The following is a 19,145-nucleotide window of genomic DNA, read 5'->3' on the forward strand; positions in this document are numbered from 1 at the left end:
AAACGGCATCCCGCTATTGTCCCAGTTGATCGAAGCGCGCCTCGACGTCATGGGCAAATCGCTCGATGAACATCAGCGCCCTGACCTGCTGCGCCGCGCCGGCGGCATCGCCGGCTTCGTCGAGCAGGCGCTCGATGTCGCGCAGCACCTCGCTGCGCGAGCCGGCGAGCTGGTCGGACAGCGTGTCCAGGTCGGCCTCGGTCTCGGCCTCCTCCAGCGCCTCGCGCCAGGCCATCTGCTCCATGAGGAAGCGGGCCGGCATGGCGGTGTTGCTCTCGGCGTTGATCGGCGCGCCGCGCTGCTCGCACAGGTAGGCGGCGCGATGCAGCGGGTTCTTCAGGCGCTGGTAGGCCTCGTTGATGCGCACCGACCACTGCATGGCCACGCGCTGGGCCGCCGCACCCTGGGCCGCGAAACGGTCGGGATGGGCCTCGCGCTGGAGCTCCTTCCAGCGCGCGTCGATCGCCGCGCGGTCCTGGTGGAATCGCGGCGGCAGGCCGAACAGGGTGAAGTCGTCGTCGGCGAGGTTCACACGCGGAAGGATTCGCCGCAGCCGCAGCGGTCCCGCTCATTGGGGTTGTTGAACTTGAACCCCTCGTTCAGGCCTTCGCGCACGAAGTCCAGCTGCGTGCCGTCGATGTAGGCCAGGCTCTTGGGGTCCACCATCAGCTTGACGCCGTTGCTCTCGAAGACGATGTCCTCGGGGGCGACCTCGTCCACGTACTCGAGCTTGTAGGCCAGGCCCGAGCAGCCCGTGGTCTTGACGCCCAGGCGCACGCCCACGCCCTTGCCCCGCTTGCTCAGGTAGCGGTTGATGTGGCGCGCGGCGGCGTCCGTCAGCGTGACGGCCATCGGAGTGGCGGCGGCGGTGTTCAATTCGCGTGCTTCTTCTTGTAGTCGTCGACGGCCGCCTTGATCGCGTCCTCGGCGAGGATGGAGCAGTGGATCTTCACCGGCGGCAGGGCCAGTTCCTCGGCGATCTGGCTGTTCTTCAGCGCGGCGGCCTCGTCCAGCGTCTTGCCCTTGACCCACTCGGTCACGAGCGAGCTGGAGGCGATGGCGGAGCCGCAGCCGTAGGTCTTGAAGCGCGCGTCCTCGATGACGCCGGTGGCCGGGTTCACCTTGATCTGCAGCTTCATCACGTCGCCGCAGGCGGGCGCACCGACCATGCCGGTGCCCACCGACTCGTCGCCCTTGTCGAAGGAGCCGACGTTGCGGGGGTTCTCGTAGTGGTCAACGACCTTTTCAGAGTAAGCCATGGTGTGTTCCTCTCTCGCGTTCTTCTCGGGTCAGGGTCAGTGGGCCGACCACTGGATGGTGCTCAGGTCCACGCCGTCCTGGTACATCTCCCAGAGGGGGCTGAGCTCACGCAGCTTGGCCACGTTCTTCTTGATGGTGTCGATCGCGTAGTCCACCTCTTCCTCGGTGGTGAAGCGGCCGATCGTCATGCGCAGGCTGCTGTGGGCCAGCTCGTCGCTGCGGCCCAGGGCACGCAGCACGTAGCTCGGCTCCAGCGAAGCCGAGGTGCAGGCCGAGCCGGACGACACCGCCAGGCCCTTGATGCCCATGATCAGCGACTCGCCCTCGACGAAGTTGAAGCTCATGTTCAGGTTCTGCGGGACGCGGTGCTCCAGGTGGCCGTTGACGAACACCTGCTCGATGTCCTTCAGGCCGTCGAGCATGCGCTGGTGCAGGGCGCGGGCCTTGGCGTTGTCCTGGGCCATCTCCAGCTTGGCCAGGCGGAAGGCCTCGCCCATGCCCACGCACTGGTGCGTGGGCAGCGTGCCCGAGCGCATGCCGCGCTCGTGGCCGCCGCCGTGCATCTGGGCTTCCAGGCGCACGCGCGGCTTGCGGCGCACGTACAGCGCGCCGATGCCCTTGGGGCCGTAGGTCTTGTGCGAGGCCAGGCTCATGAGGTCCACCGGCAGCGTGGCCAGGTCGATCGCCACCTTGCCGGTGGCCTGGGCGGCGTCCACGTGGAAAAGGATGCCCTTCTCGCGGCAGATCGCGCCCAGCGCGGGGATGTCCTGGATGACGCCGATCTCGTTGTTCACGAACATCACGCTGGCCAGGATGGTGTCGGGGCGCAGGGCGGCCTTGAACTTCTCCAGGTCCAGCATGCCGTCTTCCTGCACGTCGAGGTAGGTCACCTCGAAGCCCTGGCGCTCCAGCTCGCGCATGCAGTCCAGGACCGCCTTGTGCTCGGTCTTGACGGTGATCAGGTGCTTGCCGCGCGACTGGTAGAAGTGCGCCGCGCCCTTGATGGCGAGGTTGTTCGACTCGGTGGCGCCGGAGGTCCAGACGATCTCGCGCGGGTCCGCGCCGATCAGGTCGGCCACGTGGCCGCGCGCCTTCTCGACCGCCTCTTCCGCCTCCCAGCCCCAGGCGTGGCTGCGGGACGCCGGGTTGCCGAAGTGCTCGCGCAGCCAGGGGATCATCGCGTCCACCACGCGGGGGTCGACCGGCGTCGTCGCGCCGTAGTCCATGTAGATCGGGAAATGCGGGGTCATGCTCGAATGGAATGCAAAAAGGATCAGCTCTTGGCCAGGGCGCTGCCCAGGGCGAACACGGAATTGGGGGCGTTGACGCGGATCGGCTTGACCACCGGCGTGCTGGAGATCGCACGCTTGACGGCCGGCTTGTCCTCGATCTGGATGCCCTTGGCGAGCTGCTCGTCGACCAGCTTCTGCAGGGTCACCGAGTCGAGGAACTCGACCATGCGCTGGTTCAGCGCGGCCCACAGCTCATGGGTCATGCAGCGCCCGCCGTCGCCGGTGCAGTTCTCCTTGCCGCCGCACTGGGTGGCGTCCAGCGGCTCGTCGACGGAGACGATGATGTCGGCCACGGTGATCTCGGCCGCCTTGCGGCCGAGCGTGTAGCCGCCGCCCGGGCCCCGGGTGGACTCGACCAGCTCATGGCGGCGAAGCTTGCCGAACAGCTGCTCCAGGTACGACAGCGAGATCTGCTGGCGCTGGCTGATGGCCGCCAGGGTGACGGGACCATTGTTCTGGCGCAGCGCCAGGTCGATCATCGCGGTGACCGCAAAGCGGCCTTTGGTGGTGAGACGCATCGCAAGCTCCTTGCTGAGGTGCCAAGCCGGTTCCAGCCGCCGGGCGGCGGCTGCCGCCCGCCTGGGGGGATTCAAATCCCCTTTTCCTGACTAGGCCGGTCAAGTATACCCTAAAACCGACATAGCTTGTCGGGTACTCCCGCCCCGCCCCGCCCCGCCCCCGCCCCGCCGCGGGCCGCAGGTCAGCGCTGGCCGGCCTGGATCGGCACCACGTTGTCGTGGCCGGGGCCGCCGAAGGCCTGCTCGCGCAGCAGGGCCAGCTGGTCGCGCACCCGGGCCGCCTTCTCGAACTCCAGGTTCTTGGCGTGCTCGAGCATGAGCTTCTCCAGCCGCTTGATTTCCTTGGCGATGTCCTTCTCGGACAGGTCCTGCGCCTGGGCCCGCGCCAGCTCCTGGGCCTGGGCCTCCTTGCCGGACTTCTCGCTGTAGACCCCGTCGATGAGGTCGCGCACCTGCTTGACGATGCTGCGCGGCGTGATGCCGTGGGCCTCGTTGAAGGCGACCTGCTTGGCGCGCCGGCGCTCGGTCTCGCCGATGGCCTTGCGCATGGACTCGGTGATGCGGTCGGCGTAGAGGATGGCCTTGCCGTTGAGGTTGCGCGCCGCCCGGCCGATGGTCTGGATCAGCGAACGCTCGGCCCGCAGGAAGCCTTCCTTGTCCGCGTCCAGGATGGCCACCAGCGAGACCTCGGGGATGTCCAGGCCCTCGCGCAGCAGGTTGATGCCCACCAGCACGTCGAAGGCGCCCAGGCGCAGGTCGCGAAGGATCTCGACCCGCTCCACCGTGTCGATGTCGCTGTGCATGTAGCGGACCTTGACGCCGTTGTCGCTGAGGTAGTCGGTGAGCTGCTCGGCCATCCGCTTGGTCAGGGTGGTGATCAGGACGCGCTCGCCCAGGTCGGTGCGGATGCGGATCTCCTGCAGCACGTCGTCGACCTGGTGGGTGGCCGGGCGCACCTCGACCAGCGGGTCCACCAGGCCGGTGGGCCGCACCACCTGCTCGACCACCTTGCTGGCGTGCTGCTTCTCGTAGTCGGCCGGCGTGGCCGAGACGAAGACCACCTGGCGCATGCGGGCCTCGAACTCCTCGAACTTCAGCGGCCGGTTGTCCAGCGCCGAGGGCAGGCGGAAGCCGTACTCCACCAGGGTGGTCTTGCGGGCGCGGTCGCCGTTGTACATGGCCGAGAGCTGGCCGATCATCTGGTGGCTCTCGTCCAGGAACATCACGCTGTCCTTGGGCATGTAGTCCACCATGGTAGGCGGCGGCGAGCCCGGGGGCGAACCCGAGAGGTGGCGGGTGTAGTTCTCGATGCCCTTGCAGTGGCCCAGCTCGGAGAGCATCTCCAGGTCGAAGCGGGTGCGCTGCTCCAGCCGCTGCGCCTCCACCAGCTTGCCCATGCCCACCAGCTCCTTCAGGCGCTGGTCCAGCTCCAGCTTGATCGACTCCACCGCCGCCAGCACCTTCTCGCGCGGCGTCACGTAGTGGCTGGAGGGGTAGATGGTGAAGCGCGGCACCTTCTGCCGGATCCGGCCGGTGAGCGGGTCAAACAGCTGCAGCGACTCCAGCTCGTCGTCGAACAGCTCCAGGCGCACCGCCAGTTCGCTGTGTTCGGCGGGGAACACGTCGATCGTGTCGCCGCGCACGCGGAAGGTGCCGCGGCCGAACTCGTGGTCGTTGCGCTTGTACTGCATGCGAATCAGCTTGGCGATCGCGTCGCGCTGGCCGAGCTTGTCGCCGGCGCGCAGGATGAAGCGCATCTTCGTGTAGTCCTCCGGCGCGCCGATGCCGTAGATGGCGCTCACCGTGGCCACGATCACCGTGTCGCGCCGCTCCAGCACGCTCTTGGTGGCGGACAGCCGCATCTGCTCGATGTGCTCGTTGATCGAGCTGTCCTTCTCGATGAACAGGTCCCGCTGCGGCACGTAGGCCTCGGGCTGGTAGTAGTCGTAGTAGGAGACGAAGTACTCGACCGCGTTCTTCGGGAAGAACTCGCGGAATTCGCTGTACAGCTGCGCCGCCAGGGTCTTGTTCGGCGCGAACACGATGGCCGGCCGCCCCAGGCGGGCGATGACGTTGGCCATGGTGTAGGTCTTGCCGGAGCCGGTCACCCCCAGCAGGGTCTGGAACACCTCGCCGTCCTCCACCCCCTCGACCAGCTGGGCGATGGCGGCGGGCTGGTCGCCCGCGGGCGGGTACGGCTGGAACAGCTCGAAGGGCGAGCCGGGGAAGGTGACGAATTCCCCCTTGGGGGACGGGACGGCTTCAGGGGCGTCGGACATGAGGCAGGCAGTGACCACGGATGCGACCGCTTAAAATCGCGGCCAGCCGGACAGGGTACCTCAAGCCCGAAGACCCTGGCTCCCCTCCCCTCACGTACGACACACCACACGAAGGACGTCCATGTCTCTGTTTACCGCCGTCGAAATGGCGCCGCGCGACCCCATCCTGGGCCTCAACGAGCAGTTCAACGCCGACACCAACCCCAACAAGGTCAACCTGGGCGTGGGCGTCTACTACGACGACAACGGCAAGCTGCCGCTGCTGGAGTGCGTGCTGAAGGCCGAGAAGCAGATGATGGACGCGCCCAAGCCGCGCGGCTACCTGCCCATCGACGGCATCGCCGCCTATGACCAGGCGGTGAAGAACCTGGTGTTCGGCGCGACCAGCGAGCCGGTCACCGCCGCCCGCGTGGCCACCGTGCAGGCCCTGGGCGGCACCGGCGGCCTGAAGATCGGCGCCGACTTCCTCAAGCGCCTGAACCCCTCGGCCAAGGTGCTGATCTCCGACCCGAGCTGGGAGAACCACCGCGCCCTGTTCACCCAGGCCGGCTTCACCGTCGAGACCTACCCCTACTACGACGCCGCCAAGCGCGGCATCAACTTCGAGGGCATGCTGGCCGCGCTGAAGGCCGCCCCGAAGGGCACCGTGGTCGTGCTGCACGCCTGCTGCCACAACCCCACCGGCTACGACATCTCCGCCGCCCAGTGGGACCAGGTGGTCGCCGCCTGCCAGGAAGCCGGCCTGGTGCCCTTCCTGGACATGGCCTACCAGGGCTTCGGCTACGGCATCGCCGAGGACGGCGCCGTGATCGGCAAGTTCGTCGCCTCCGGCCTGGACTTCCTGGTCTCCACCTCGTTCTCCAAGAGCTTCAGCCTGTACGGCGAGCGCGTGGGCGGCCTGTCCGTGCTGTGCTCGACGAAGGAAGAAGCCGACCGCGTGCTGTCGCAGCTGAAGATCATGATCCGCACCAACTACTCCAACCCGCCGATCCACGGCGGCACGGTGGTGGCCACGGTCCTCAACACCCCCGAGCTGCGCGCCCTGTGGGAGAAGGAACTGGGCGACATGCGGGCCCGCATCAAGCAGATGCGCGTGGCCCTGGTCGAGAAGCTCAAGGCCGCCGGCGTGAAGCAGGACATGAGCTTCATCACCGACCAGATCGGCATGTTCAGCTACTCCGGCCTGAGCAAGGACCAGATGGTGCGCCTGCGCAACGAGTTCAGCGTCTACGGCACCGACACCGGCCGCATGTGCGTGGCCGCCCTGAACAGCAAGAACATCGACTACGTCTGCCAGTCGATTGCCAAGGTTCTCTGAGGCCCCCACTACTTCCGTAGTACATGCCGCGAAAAGGCCGCCCCCGGGCGGCCTTTTTCATGGGCCGCACGGGCTGTGACGAAGTACCGTTCGGGTGATTCCTCACTGGCCAATGCGGCTCAGTAAGCTGGAAACAATCGGTTGCGACCGATAATCCTCCGAGCTCCAGAAACGGGACCCAGACTCATGCTCTACCAGATCTTCGAAGCCCAGCGCTCGCTGATGGAACCCTTCGCGGACTTCGCCCAGGCCGCTGCCAAGCTGTACAGCAACCCCCTGCTGCCGATGGCGCAGAGCCCGATCTCCCAGCGCGTGTCGGCCGGCTACGAGCTGATGTACCGCCTGTGCAAGGACTACGAGAAGCCCGAGTTCGGCATCAAGACGGTCAAGGTCGAGGGCGCCGACGTGGTGATCCACGAGGCCGTGGTGGTGGACAAGCCCTTCTGCGAGCTGCGCCGCTTCAAGCGCTTTACCGACGACCCCAAGCGCCTGGCCCTGATGAAGCAGCAGCCCGCCGTGCTGATCGTCGCGCCGCTGTCGGGCCACTACGCCACGCTGCTGCGCGACACGGTCAAGACCATGCTGCGCGACCACAAGGTCTTCATCACCGACTGGAAGAACGCCCGCATGGTGCCGCTCGAAGACGGCGCCTTCCACCTGGACGACTACGTCAACTACGTGCAGGAGTTCATCCGCTACGTGCAGGGCCAGTACGGCAACTGCCATGTGGTCTCGGTCTGCCAGCCCACCGTGCCGGTGCTGGCCGCGATCTCGCTGATGGCCTCGCGCGGCGAAACCACGCCGCTGTCGATGACCATGATGGGCGGCCCCATCGACGCCCGCAAGTCGCCGACCGCGGTGAACAACCTGGCGATGAACAAGAGCTACGAGTGGTTCGAGAACAACGTGATCTACCGCGTGCCGCAGAGCTTCCCCGGCGCCGGCCGCCGCGTCTACCCGGGCTTCCTGCAGCACACCGGCTTCGTGGCGATGAACCCCGACCGCCACCTCTCCAGCCACTACGACTACTTCAAGCACCTGATCGTCGGTGACGAGGCCAGCGCCGAGGCGCACCGCAAGTTCTACGACGAGTACAACGCCGTGCTCGACATGGACGCCGACTACTACCTGGAGACCATCCGCACGGTGTTCCAGGAGTTCAAGCTGGTCAACGGCACCTGGGACGTGCTCAGCCCCGAGGGCAAGCTCGAGCGCGTGCGCCCCGAGGACATCACCACCACCGCCCACCTCACCGTCGAGGGTGAGCTGGACGACATCTCCGGCTCCGGCCAGACCGAGGCGGCCCACGGCCTGTGCTTCAACGTGCCCAAGGCGCGCCAGAAGCACATCGAGGTGCCGGGCGCGGGCCACTACGGCATCTTCAGCGGCCGCCGCTGGCGCGAGACGGTGTACCCGGAGGTGCGTGACTTCATCCTCCGGCACAACGAGCCGGTGAAGGCCTCGCGAGGCGGCCGCCGGGCGGCATCCGTCGCCGTCGCGTGACGCCGCTCGCCCAGCGCATCCACGACGCCTTGCCGCAGACGCAGTGCACGCGCTGCGGCTACCCCGACTGCGCCCGCTACGCCCAGGCCGTGGCCGATGGCGAGGCCGGCATCAACCAGTGCCCGCCGGGCGGCCTGCAGGGCGTCGAGCGGCTGGCGGCCCTCACCGGCCGCCCCGCCCTGCCCCTGGACCCGGCCTGCGGCATCGAGGGCCCGCGCACCCTGGCGGTGATCGACGAGGCCTGGTGCATCGGCTGCACGCTGTGCCTGAAGGCCTGCCCCACCGACGCCATCCTGGGCAGCAACAAGCACATGCACACGGTGATCGAGCCCTGGTGCACCGGCTGCGAGCTGTGCATCCCGGTCTGCCCGGTGGACTGCATCTCGCTGGAGAACCTGACGGGCGAGCGCACTGGCTGGGACGCCTGGACCCCCGCCGAGGCCGCCACCGCCCGCGAGCGCTACAGCCTGCGCCAGGCGCGGCTGGCCCGCGAGGCGCAGGAACACGCCCAGCGCCTGGAGGACAAGGCCCGCGCCAAGCTGGCCGACCTGCCGGCCCTCACCCACGGCGCCGAGGGCGAGGAAGCGGCCCGCAAGCGGGCGGTGATCGAGGCCGCCCTGGCCCGGGCCCGCGCGCGGCGCGGCGCCTGAGGCGCGGGCCGGCGGGGCCGGCTCATCCGCAACTGGTATCCTGGGTCATCCGAGACAGGCCCGCCCCAAGCGGGTGGCAGGACGCCCAGAACGATGGAATCGCAACTCCCGACGCCCGACGCACGGCCGACCCTCCTGGTCGTGGACGACGACCCCACCAACCTGTCCCTCCTCACGCGGCTGCTCGAACCCCACTATGACGTGCGGTGCGCGGACAACGGGCCGCTCGCCCTGGACCTGGCCCTGCAGGCGCCGCTGCCCGACCTGATCCTGCTCGACATCATGATGCCCGGCATGGACGGCCACGAGCTCATGGCCGCCCTCAAGTCGGACCCGCGCACCCACGGCATCCCGGTCATCTTCCTCACCGCGATGGGCTCCCGGCATGAGGAGGAGGCCGGCCTGCTGCGCGGCGCGGTCGACTACGTGACCAAGCCCTCCCACCCCTCGGTGCTGCTGGCGCGCGTGCGCACGCATGTGGAGCTGAAGCAGGCCCGCGACCAGCTGGCCCGGCACAACGCCAGCCTCGAGGCCGAGGTCGCGAGGCGCATGGAGGAGAACGAGCGGATCCAGGACCTCGGCATCCACGCCCTGGCGCGGCTGGCCGAGATCCGCGACCCCGAGACCGGCCGGCACCTGCAGCGCACCGCCCTGTACGTGAGGACCCTGGCGACGCTGCTGCGGGAGCATCCGCGGTACGCGCACCGGCTGACGGGGCGGATGGTGGGCCTGCTGGCCCGCTCCGCGCCGCTGCACGACATCGGCAAGGTCGGCATCCCCGACAGCATCCTGCGCAAGCCCGGCCGCTTCGACGAGGAGGAGTGGGCCGTGATGAAGACCCACGCCGAGCTGGGCGCGCAGGCGATCGAGCGGGCCGAGCAGGATACCGAGCACCCGGTCGAGTTCCTCGCCATCGCCAAGTCGATCGCGCGCTGGCACCACGAGAACTGGGACGGCACCGGCTACCCCGACGGGCTGTCCGGCGACGACATCCCGCTGGCCGCACAGCTGATGCGGATTGCGGACGCCTTCGACGCCCTGGTCACGCGGCGGGTCTACAAGGAGGCGCGCGACCCCCAGGCGGTGCGCGCCCAGATGGCCGTGGGCCGCGGCACGCAGTTCTCGCCCGACCTGTTCGACGTCTTCGACGCGAATTTCGAGAAGTTCGAAGCCATCGCCCGCCGGCACCAGGACCGGCCGCCGAGCCAGCCGGTGCCCGAGGCCGCCTGAGCCCGGGCCGCCGAGGACACCGCCTGGGCGGCGCGGCGCCGCTCAGGCCACCACGTCGATGAAGTACAGGCCCCAGGGGCAGGCGGCGTAGCGCTCGTTGAGCGGCTTGTCACGCAGGTCGGGCTGCGAGTCGGCCTCGTACACCGCCCACAGCGGGCCCAGCCCGCCCAGGGCCAGCGGCTTGCCGTCGAGGTGGGTGGCCAGGATCATGCCGCGCGCCCGCGCCTCGGCCACCGGCAGGCTCGGCGAGTAGCCGTCCACCGCGCGCATCACCAGCCGCAGGCCGGCGTTCACGTCCACCTTGGCCATGCCCAGGGCGAGCGCCAGCTGCGGGCCGCTCAGTTCGTGGACGCGGCCGTCGTACTCGAGGGTGGTGCGGATCGTGGTGGCGGGCAGGCGCAGCAGGTCGGCGAGCGACAGGGTCCAGGCCTTGTCGAAGCGCACGCCGTGCTTGTGCATCAGCTGGTCCAGCGCGTCGTCGGAGGGGCCGCGGTTGCTGCGCCCGACCTGGCCGGCGAGGGTGAGGATGGCGGGCTGGCCCGCCGACTTCGGGGCCGCCGCGGGCTCGGCGGCCTGGCCGGAGGCAGCGGCCCGGGCGCCCTTGCGGTCGCCGGGCTTGGCCGCGGCGCGGCGCTTGTTGGCCGCGAGGGCGGGCAGGGAGGCGGCGGCCGCGCCGGCCGCCAGGAGGAACTTGCGCTTGTCCATCCGCGCAAGTATCGCTCAGGCCCTGCAGCCGCCCGGGCCTCAGGCGGGCCGGGCCGCCAGCGCCGCGAAGGCCTTGACCACCTCGGGCGGGGCCTGCACCAGCTCGATCAGCACGCCCTCGCCGCCGATGGGGAACTCCTCGTTGCCCTTGGGGTGCAGGAAGGTGATGTCGTAGCCCGCCGCGCCGGGGCGGATGCCGCCGGGGGCGAAGCGCACGCCCTGCGCGGTGAGCCACTCCACGGCCCTGGGCAGGTCGTCGATCCACAGGCCCACGTGGTTCAGGGGCGTGGCGTGGACCGCGGGCTTCTTCTCCGGGTCCAGCGGCTGCATCAGGTCGACCTCGACCTTGAACGGGCCGCTGCCGATGGCGCAGATGTCCTCGTCGACGTTCTCGCGCTCGCTGCGGAAGGTGCCGGTGACCTCCAGGCCGAACATGTCGACCCAGAGTCTGGACAGGCGCTCCTTGCTGGGGCCGCCGATGGCGATCTGCTGGATGCCCAGCACCTGGAAGGGACGTTGGCTCATGGTGTCGTTGCCTGCTTGCGTGCGGAGAGGTAGCGGGCGCCCTGCGGCCCGGCCCACTCGCGGTGGACCGTGCCCGTCGCCAGGCGGAAGGTGTCGCCCGGGGCGTAGCGGGTGGCCCGGCCGGCCACCTCGATGGTGAACTCGCCCTCGAGCACGAGGGCGAAGGCCCCGAAGGGATGACTGTGGTCACCCAGCGAATGGGTGCTGCCGTACTCGACGAGCACCGGCTCGGCCAGGCCTTCCGCGCGGGCGGCGGCCAGGAAGTCGTCGCGGGTCACGCGGGCCTCACTGGAACTCGAGGATCGGCTGGTCGACGGCCAGCGACTCGCCCTTGGCGGCGAGCAGCTTGCCGACCACGCCGTCGGCGGCGGCGAACAGCACGTTCTCCATCTTCATGGCCTCGATCACCGCCAGGCGCTCGCCGGCCTGCACCTTCTGCCCCGGCTGCACCGCGATGTCGACCAGCAGGCCCGGCATCGGCGAGAGCAGGAAGCGGCTCATGTCCGGCGGCGCCTTGTAGGGCATCAGGGCATGCAGCTCGGCGGTGCGCGGCGTGAACACCATGGCCTCGACACGGGTGCCGTTGTGGCTGATGGCGATGGCCAGCGGGTTGCGTGCCGGGTTGCGCTCCACCTGGGCGGTGAAGGCCTTGCCGTTGACGGTGCCGCGGATGCGGGCGCCGCCGAGGTGCCAGTTGCTGGCGATCTCGTAGCGGTGGCCGCCGACCTCGACGGTGCAGGCGCCGGACGCCAGGTCGAAGCCCGACACCGAGGCCGCATGGCGCTGGTGGTTGCCCTCGGCGCCGATCTGGACGACGACGAACTCGCTGCCCACCTTGAACTCGTGCCCCTGCAGCTGGCCGGTGATGCCGGACGAGCGCTCCAGCGAGCGGCGGTTCACGTAGGCGGCCAGGGCCAGCAGGAAGGCCGGCTCCTCGTGCGAGACGTCCTCGGCGCGGAAGCCCTTGGCGTAGTGCTCGGCGATGAAGCCGGTGTTGAACTCGCCGGTCTGGAACTTCGGGTGCGCCAGCAGCGCGGCCTGGAACGGCACGTTGCTGGAGATGCCGCGGATCACGAAGCCGTTGAGGGCTTCACGGGCCTTGGCGATCGCCTCGGCGCGGTCCTTGCCGTGCACGATCAGCTTGGCGATCATCGAGTCGTAGTACATCGGGATCTCGCCGCCCTCGGCCACGCCGGTGTCGACTCGCACGCCGTAGCGGTTCCCGGTGTCCGAGGCCCACATGCTCTCCGGCGGCGGCTGGAAGCGCACCAGGCGGCCGGTGGAGGGCAGGAAGTTGCGGAACGGGTCCTCGGCGTTGATGCGGCACTCGATGGCCCAGCCCTCGCGCTTGACGTCGGCCTGCGTGATCGGCAGCTTCTCGCCGGCGGCCACGCGGATCATCAGCTCCACCAGGTCCAGGCCGGTGATGCACTCGGTCACCGGGTGCTCCACCTGCAGGCGGGTGTTCATCTCCAGGAAGTAGAAGTCCTGGTCCTTGCCCACCACGAATTCCACCGTGCCGGCGCTCTGGTACTTCACCGCCTTGGCCAGGGCCACGGCCTGCTCGCCCATGGCCTTGCGGGTGGCGTCGGAGATGAAGGGCGACGGCGCCTCCTCGATCACCTTCTGGTGGCGGCGCTGGATCGAGCACTCGCGCTCGTTCAGGTAGACCACGTTGCCGTGCGCGTCGCCCAGCACCTGGATCTCGATGTGGCGCGGCTCCTGCACGTACTTCTCGATGAAGACGCGGTCGTCGCCGAAGCTGTTGCGGGCCTCGTTGCGGCAGGAGGTGAAGCCTTCCAGCGCCTCCTTGTCGTTGAAGGCCACGCGCAGGCCCTTGCCGCCGCCGCCGGCGGAGGCCTTGATCATCACCGGGTAGCCGATGTCGCGGGCGATCTCCACCGCGCGCTCGGCGGACTCGATGGCGTCGTTCCAGCCGGGGATGGTGCTGACCTTGGCTTCCTGGGCCAGCTTCTTGGAGGCGATCTTGTCGCCCATGGCGGCGATCGAGTAGTGCTTGGGGCCGATGAAGGCGATGCCCTCCTCCTCCACGCGTCGGGCGAAGTCCTCGTTCTCGGAGAGGAAGCCGTAGCCCGGGTGCACGGCCTGCGCGCCGGTCTGCTTGCAGGCGGCGATGATGCGGTCGGCCTGCAGGTAGCTCTCGCGGCTGGGAGCGGCGCCGATGTGGACGGCCTCGTCGGCCAGGCGCACGTGGCGGGCGTCGCGGTCGGCGTCGGAGTAGACGGCCACCGTCTTGATGCCCATCTTCTTGGCGGTCTTGATGACGCGGCAGGCGATTTCGCCGCGGTTGGCGATCAGGATCTTGTCGAACATGTTCTTCTCTCCTCGCGGCCTCACAGGGGGATGTTGCCGTGCTTGCGCCACGGGTTCTCGAGCTTCTTGTCACGCAGCATCACCAGCGAGCGGCAGATGCGCTTGCGGGTCTCGTGCGGCAGGATCACGTCGTCGATGAAGCCGCGTGCGCCGGCCACGAACGGGTTGGCGAAGCGGGCCTTGTACTCGGCCTCGCGGGCGGCGAGCTTGGCCGGGTCGCCCTTGTCCTCGCGGAAGATGATCTCCACCGCGCCCTTGGCGCCCATCACCGCGATCTCGGCGTTCGGCCAGGCGAAGTTGACGTCGCCGCGCAGGTGCTTGGAGGCCATCACGTCGTAGGCGCCGCCGTAGGCCTTGCGGGTGATCACGGTGATCTTCGGCACGGTGGCCTCGGCGTAGGCGTACAGCAGCTTGGCGCCGTGCTTGATGATGCCGCCGTACTCCTGGCTGGTGCCGGGCATGAAACCGGGCACGTCGACGAAGGTCACCACCGGGATGTTGAAGGCGTCGCAGAAGCGCACGAAGCGCGCGGCCTTGATCGAGCTCTTGATGTCCAGGCAGCCGGCCAGCACCAGCGGCTGGTTGGCCACGATGCCCACGGTCTGGCCCTCCATGCGGGCGAAGCCGATGAGGATGTTCTTGGCGTAGTCGGGCTGCAGCTCGAAGAAGTCGCCGTCGTCCACCGTCTTGGCGATCAGCTCCTTCATGTCGTAGGGCTTGTTCGGGTTGTCCGGCACCAGGGTGTCCAGCGAGGCGTCCATGCGGTCCGCCGGGTCGTTGCTCGGGCGGATCGGGGCCTTCTCGCGGTTGTTCAGGGGCAGGTAGTTGTACAGGCGGCGCAGCATCAGCAGCGCCTCCACGTCGTTCTCGAAGGCCAGGTCGGCCACGCCGCTCTTGGTGGTGTGGGTCAGCGCGCCGCCCAGCTCCTCGGCGGTCACCTCCTCGTGCGTCACCGTCTTCACCACCTCGGGGCCGGTCACGAACATGTAGGAGCTGTCCTTGACCATGAAGATGAAGTCGGTCATGGCCGGCGAGTACACCGCGCCGCCGGCGCTGGGCCCCATGATCATGGAGATCTGCGGCACCACGCCCGAGGCCAGCACGTTCTTCTGGAACACGTCGGCATAGCCGCCCAGCGAGGCCACGCCCTCCTGGATGCGCGCGCCGCCCGAGTCGTTCAGGCCGATCACCGGGGCGCCCACCTTCATCGCCTGGTCCATCACCTTGCAGATCTTCTCGGCATGGGCCTCGGACAGCGCGCCGCCGAAGACGGTGAAGTCCTGGCTGAAGACGAACACCAGGCGGCCGTTGATCATGCCGTAGCCGGTGACCACGCCGTCGCCCGGGATCTTGTTGTCCGCCATGCCGAAGTCGGTGCAGCGGTGCTCGACGAACATGTCCCATTCCTCGAAGGTGCCTTCGTCGAGCAGCAGCTCGATGCGCTCGCGCGCGGTGAGCTTGCCCTTCTTGTGCTGGGCTTCGATGCGCTTGAGGCCACCGCCGAGGCGGGCGGCTTCGCGCTTTTTCTCCAGTTGGTCGAGGATGTCTTGCATGGCGTCTCTCTGGGTTGGGATTCGGGGAAGGGTCAGGGTTGCAGGCGGGCCTGCAGCAGTTGGCGGGCAGCCGCCGAGGCCGGCACGCGGCCGGCCTCCACGTCAGCGGTCACCTGGGGCAGCAGCGCCTTCACGGCGGCATGCTGGCGGAACTCGTTCTTCAGGCCGGCCTCGATGCGCTCCCACATCCAGGCCAGGGCCTGGTGGCGTCGGCGCGCGGCCAGCGAGCCGTCGGCGGCGGACAACTCGCGGTAGCGGGTGATGGCGCTCCAGAAGGCGTCGATGCCCAGCGCCTTGAGCGCGCTGATCTGCATCACCTGGGGCTGCCAGTGGGCCTGCGCGGGGTCCACGCCGTGGGGATGGCCGTGGCCATGCTGCGTGAAGAGCCGCAGCGCGCTGGTGATCTGCGCCTGGGCGCGGGTGGCGGCGTCGGGGTCGATGTCGGCCTTGTTGATCACGACCAGGTCGGCCAGCTCCATCACGCCCTTCTTGATCGCCTGCAGGTCGTCGCCGGCATTGGGCAGCTGCAGCAGCACGAACATGTCGGTCATGTTGGCCACGGCCGTCTCGCTCTGGCCCACGCCCACGGTCTCGACGATCACGATGTCGTAGCCCGCGGCCTCGCACACCAGCATGGCCTCGCGGGTCTTCTCGGCCACGCCGCCCAGCGTGCCGCTGGAGGGGCTGGGACGGATGTAGGCCTGGGGGTGCACCGAGAGCTGCTCCATCCGGGTCTTGTCGCCCAGGATGGAGCCGCCCGAGACGCTGCTCGAAGGATCCACCGCCAGCACCGCGACCCGGTGGCCGCGCGCGATCAGCGCCAGGCCCAGGGTCTCGATGAAAGTGCTCTTGCCCACGCCCGGCACGCCGGAGATGCCGAGTCGGAAGGACCTTCCGGTGTGGGGCAGCAGCGCGGTGAGGAGCTCGTCGGCCTGGGTACGGTGGTCGGCCCGGGTCGACTCCAGCAGGGTGATGGCCTTGGCGATGGCGCGGCGCTGCCGCACGGCCTCGCCGTTCAACACCCCCTCGACCAGCGCCAGCGTCATCGGCTTCAGCCCTGCGCCTTGCGGATCTGCTCCAGCACGTCCTTCGCGCTGGCCGGGATCGGGGTGCCGGGGCCGTAGATGCCCTTGACGCCCGCCTCGTACAGGAACTCGTAGTCCTGCTTGGGGATCACGCCGCCGACGAAGACGATGATGTCGTCCGCGCCCTGCTTCTTCAGCTCGGCGATGATCGCCGGCACCAGGGTCTTGTGGCCGGCGGCCAGGGTGGACACGCCCACCGCGTGCACGTCGTTCTCGATCGCCTGGCGGGCGCATTCCTCGGGGGTCTGGAACAGCGGGCCCATGTCGACGTCGAAGCCGAGGTCGGCGTAGGCGGTGGCCACCACCTTGGCGCCGCGGTCGTGGCCGTCCTGGCCCAGCTTGGCGATCATCACGCGCGGGCGGCGGCCCTGCTGCTCGGCGAACTCGGCGATTTCGGCCTTGAGCTTGTCCCAGCCCTCGGCGGAGTCATAGGCGGCTGCATACACACCGGTCACCTTCTGCGTGTCGGCGCGGTGGCGCCCGAAGACCTTCTCCAGCGCGTCGGACACCTCGCCGACGGTGGCGCGCAGGCGGATCGCCTCGACGCTGGCAGCCAGCAGGTTGCCCTGGCCGCTCTCGGCGATGGCGGTCAGCTTCGACAGCGCCTGTTCCACCTTCGCGGTGTCTCGGCTGGCCTTGATGGCCTGGAGGCGGGCGATCTGCTGCTCGCGCACCTTGACGTTGTCGACCTCGAGGATCTCGATCGGGTCCTCCTTGGCCAGCTTGTACTTGTTGACGCCGACGATGACGTCCTTGCCCGAGTCGATGCGCGCCTGCTTCTCCGCGGCGGCGGCCTCGATCTTCAGCTTGGCCCAGCCCGAGTCCACCGCGCGGGTCATGCCGCCCATGGCCTCGACCTCCTCGATGATCTCCCAGGCGGCGTCGGCCATCTGCTGCGTCAGCGTCTCCATCATGTAGCTGCCGGCCCAGGGGTCCACCACGTTGGTGATGTGGGTCTCCTCCTGGATGATCAGCTGCGTGTTGCGCGCGATGCGGGCGGAGAACTCGGTGGGCAGGGCGATGGCCTCGTCGAACGAGTTGGTGTGCAGCGACTGGGTGCCGCCGAACACCGCGGCCATGGCCTCGATGGTGGTGCGCACCACGTTGTTGTACGGGTCCTGCTCGGTGAGCGACCAGCCCGAGGTCTGCGAGTGCGTGCGCAGCATCAGGCTCTTGGGGTTCCTGGCGTTGAAGCCGGTCATGATGCGGCACCACAGCAGGCGGGCCGCGCGCATCTTGGCGATCTCCAGGTAGAAGTTCATGCCCACCGCCCAGAAGAAGGACAGCCGGCCCGCGAAATCGTCCACGTCCAGGCCCTTGGCCAGCGCGGTCTTCACGTACTCCTTGCCGTCGGCCAAGGTGAACGCGAGTTCCAGGGCCTGGTTGGCCCCCGCCTCCTGCATGTGGTAGCCGGAGATCGAGATCGAGTTGAACTTCGGCATGTTCTTGGCCGTGTACTCGATGATGTCGCCGATGATCTTCATCGACGGCTCCGGCGGGTAGATGTAGGTGTTGCGGACCATGAACTCCTTGAGGATGTCGTTCTGGATGGTCCCCGAGAGCTTGTCCTGCGGCACGCCCTGCTCCTCGGCCGCCACGATGTAGCCGGCCAGCACCGGCAGCACCGCGCCGTTCATCGTCATTGAGACCGACACCTTGTCCAGCGGGATGCCGTCGAAAAGCACCTTCATGTCCTCGACGCTGTCGATGGCCACGCCGGCCTTGCCGACGTCGCCGGTCACGCGCGGGTGGTCGCTGTCGTAGCCGCGGTGGGTGGCCAGGTCGAACGCCACCGAGACGCCCTGCCCGCCGGCGGCCAGGGCCTTGCGGTAGAAGGCGTTGGACTCCTCGGCGGTGGAGAAGCCGGCGTACTGGCGGATGGTCCAGGGACGCACCGCGTACATGGTGGCCTGCGGGCCGCGGATGAAGGGCGCGAAGCCGGGCAGCGTATCGGCGTGCGGCAGGTCCTTCGTGTCGGCCGCGGTGTACAGCGGCTTGACGGAAATGCCGTCGGGCGTGACCCAGTTCAGGGCATTCACGTCGCCGCCGGGCGCGGACTTGGCGGCGGCCTTGGCCCAGGCGTCGAGGCCGGGATTCTGGAATTCAGGTGCTTGGCTCATCGGGTTGGCTTCCCACGGGTGGTTCCGGACACAGCCTTGGAGTTTACAAGATTATTCATAATTATGAATGAAGAATTTCAACTAGAATCGCCGCATGTCTGCACTCTCGCTCGCCCCCCGCGCCCTCTACGAAGAGGTGGCGGAACTGCTGCGCCAGCGGATCTTCCGCCGCGAGCTCGAGCCCGGCGCCTGGATCGACGAGGTGAAGATCGCCGAGGAGTTCGGCATCAGCCGCACGCCCCTGCGCGAGGCGCTGAAGGTGCTGGCCGCCGAGGGCCTGGTGACGATGAAGGTGCGCCGCGGCGCCTACGTGACCGAGGTCTCCGAGCAGGACCTGCGTGAGGTCTACCACCTGCTGTCCCTGCTGGAAAGCGATGCCGCCGGCGTGGTGGCGACGCGGGCCACCGACGCCCAGCTCGCCGAGCTGCAGGCGCTGCACGTGCAGCTGGAGAAGGCGGCCCGGGACCGCGAGCAGTTCTTCGCGGTGAACGAGCGTTTCCACATGCGGCTGCTGGAGATCGCCGGCAACCGCTGGCGCAACCAGGTGGTGGCCGACCTGCGCAAGGTGATGAAGCTCAATCGCCATGCCTCGCTGTTCAAGTCCGGCCGGGTGCAGGAGTCGCTGGCCGAGCACCGCGCGGTGGTCGACGCCCTCACCCGTCGCGACGCCTCCGCGGCCACGCAGTGCATGCAGGCCCACTTCGCCAACGGCCTCGAGGCGGCGGGCTGAGCGCCGGCCCGGGGCGGCGTCCCGGACAGGCAAACGCCCTGGC

The 19,145-nt window shown here is 68.8% G+C and carries 18 protein-coding genes; 5 read left to right on the top strand and 13 right to left on the bottom strand.

Going from position 1 to position 19,145, the window contains the following annotated elements; genetic code table 11:
* Nucleotides 1-13: 13 nt before the first annotated feature.
* From hscB to uvrB, 6 genes are all read right to left on the bottom strand, one after another.
* Complete coding sequence (gene hscB / locus ACT80S_RS00190) at nt 14-532, bottom strand: Fe-S protein assembly co-chaperone HscB (RefSeq protein ID WP_377411222.1); 519 nt, start codon at nt 530-532, stop codon at nt 14-16.
* Nucleotides 529-852, bottom strand: coding sequence for an iron-sulfur cluster assembly protein IscA (gene iscA, locus ACT80S_RS00195; protein ID WP_377412587.1), 324 nt, complete (start codon nt 850-852; stop codon nt 529-531). Before iscA ends, hscB begins: the two co-directional genes overlap by 4 nt.
* Before the next feature lie 20 nt (nt 853-872).
* Nucleotides 873-1,259 carry a Fe-S cluster assembly scaffold IscU gene (iscU, locus tag ACT80S_RS00200; RefSeq protein ID WP_377411224.1) on the bottom strand — a complete coding sequence of 129 codons (387 nt, stop codon included), beginning with the start codon at nt 1,257-1,259 and terminating at the stop codon, nt 873-875.
* Nucleotides 1,260-1,295: 36 nt separating this feature from the next.
* Nucleotides 1,296-2,510, bottom strand: coding sequence for an IscS subfamily cysteine desulfurase (locus ACT80S_RS00205; protein ID WP_377411227.1), 1,215 nt, complete (start codon nt 2,508-2,510; stop codon nt 1,296-1,298).
* A 23-nt stretch (nt 2,511-2,533) separates the two neighbouring features.
* Nucleotides 2,534-3,070 (bottom strand): Fe-S cluster assembly transcriptional regulator IscR, encoded by a 537-nt coding sequence (iscR, locus tag ACT80S_RS00210; protein WP_377411230.1) that lies wholly within the window; start codon nt 3,068-3,070, stop codon nt 2,534-2,536.
* Between the two features lie 182 nt (nt 3,071-3,252).
* On the bottom strand, nt 3,253-5,349 hold the full coding sequence (gene uvrB / locus ACT80S_RS00215; protein ID WP_377411233.1) for an excinuclease ABC subunit UvrB: 2,097 nt from the start codon (nt 5,347-5,349) through the stop codon (nt 3,253-3,255).
* Nucleotides 5,350-5,470: 121 nt separating this feature from the next.
* Here uvrB and ACT80S_RS00220 point away from each other — a divergent pair, with 121 nt between their 5' ends.
* The 4 genes from ACT80S_RS00220 (at nt 5,471) to ACT80S_RS00235 (ending at nt 10,050) form a co-directional block, all read left to right on the top strand.
* Nucleotides 5,471-6,667, top strand: a complete 1,197-nt coding sequence (locus ACT80S_RS00220; RefSeq protein ID WP_377411235.1) for an amino acid aminotransferase — start codon at nt 5,471-5,473, stop codon at nt 6,665-6,667.
* Between the two features lie 186 nt (nt 6,668-6,853).
* On the top strand, nt 6,854-8,170 hold the full coding sequence (locus ACT80S_RS00225; protein ID WP_377411238.1) for a polyhydroxyalkanoate depolymerase: 1,317 nt from the start codon (nt 6,854-6,856) through the stop codon (nt 8,168-8,170).
* Complete coding sequence (rsxB, locus tag ACT80S_RS00230; RefSeq protein ID WP_377411241.1) at nt 8,167-8,820, top strand: electron transport complex subunit RsxB; 654 nt, start codon at nt 8,167-8,169, stop codon at nt 8,818-8,820. The genes ACT80S_RS00225 and rsxB overlap by 4 nt, the downstream gene beginning before the upstream one ends.
* A 93-nt stretch (nt 8,821-8,913) precedes the next feature.
* A complete protein-coding gene (locus ACT80S_RS00235) occupies nt 8,914-10,050 on the top strand; it encodes a response regulator (RefSeq protein ID WP_377411244.1) in 1,137 nt (378 codons plus the stop codon).
* 42 nt (nt 10,051-10,092) lie between these two features.
* Here ACT80S_RS00235 and ACT80S_RS00240 read toward each other — a convergent pair whose 3' ends face one another.
* The 7 genes from ACT80S_RS00240 to scpA form a co-directional block, all read right to left on the bottom strand.
* Complete coding sequence (locus ACT80S_RS00240; protein ID WP_377411246.1) at nt 10,093-10,755, bottom strand: molybdopterin-dependent oxidoreductase; 663 nt, start codon at nt 10,753-10,755, stop codon at nt 10,093-10,095.
* 39 nt (nt 10,756-10,794) lie between these two features.
* Nucleotides 10,795-11,280 (bottom strand): VOC family protein, encoded by a 486-nt coding sequence (locus ACT80S_RS00245; RefSeq protein WP_377411249.1) that lies wholly within the window; start codon nt 11,278-11,280, stop codon nt 10,795-10,797.
* The gene (locus ACT80S_RS00250) at nt 11,277-11,558 is read right to left on the bottom strand and encodes a cupin domain-containing protein (protein WP_377411251.1); all 282 of its coding nucleotides are present in this window, start codon (nt 11,556-11,558) and stop codon (nt 11,277-11,279) included. The genes ACT80S_RS00245 and ACT80S_RS00250 overlap by 4 nt, the downstream gene beginning before the upstream one ends.
* A gap of 7 nt (nt 11,559-11,565) precedes the next feature.
* Nucleotides 11,566-13,614 (bottom strand): acetyl-CoA carboxylase biotin carboxylase subunit, encoded by a 2,049-nt coding sequence (locus tag ACT80S_RS00255; RefSeq protein WP_377411254.1) that lies wholly within the window; start codon nt 13,612-13,614, stop codon nt 11,566-11,568.
* Between the two features lie 20 nt (nt 13,615-13,634).
* A complete protein-coding gene (locus ACT80S_RS00260) occupies nt 13,635-15,053 on the bottom strand; it encodes an acyl-CoA carboxylase subunit beta (protein ID WP_377412589.1) in 1,419 nt (472 codons plus the stop codon).
* A gap of 146 nt (nt 15,054-15,199) precedes the next feature.
* Nucleotides 15,200-16,213, bottom strand: coding sequence for a methylmalonyl Co-A mutase-associated GTPase MeaB (gene meaB, locus ACT80S_RS00265; protein ID WP_377411257.1), 1,014 nt, complete (start codon nt 16,211-16,213; stop codon nt 15,200-15,202).
* A 5-nt stretch (nt 16,214-16,218) separates the two neighbouring features.
* Nucleotides 16,219-18,372, bottom strand: a complete 2,154-nt coding sequence (gene scpA, locus ACT80S_RS00270) for a methylmalonyl-CoA mutase (RefSeq protein ID WP_377411260.1) — start codon at nt 18,370-18,372, stop codon at nt 16,219-16,221.
* 94 nt (nt 18,373-18,466) lie between these two features.
* On the opposite strand from scpA, the gene ACT80S_RS00275 reads away from it, so the two are divergent.
* Nucleotides 18,467-19,102, top strand: a complete 636-nt coding sequence (locus ACT80S_RS00275; protein ID WP_377411263.1) for a GntR family transcriptional regulator — start codon at nt 18,467-18,469, stop codon at nt 19,100-19,102.
* The last annotated feature ends 43 nt before the right edge of the window (nt 19,103-19,145 follow it).

The organism is Ramlibacter sp. MAHUQ-53, from assembly GCF_052600055.1.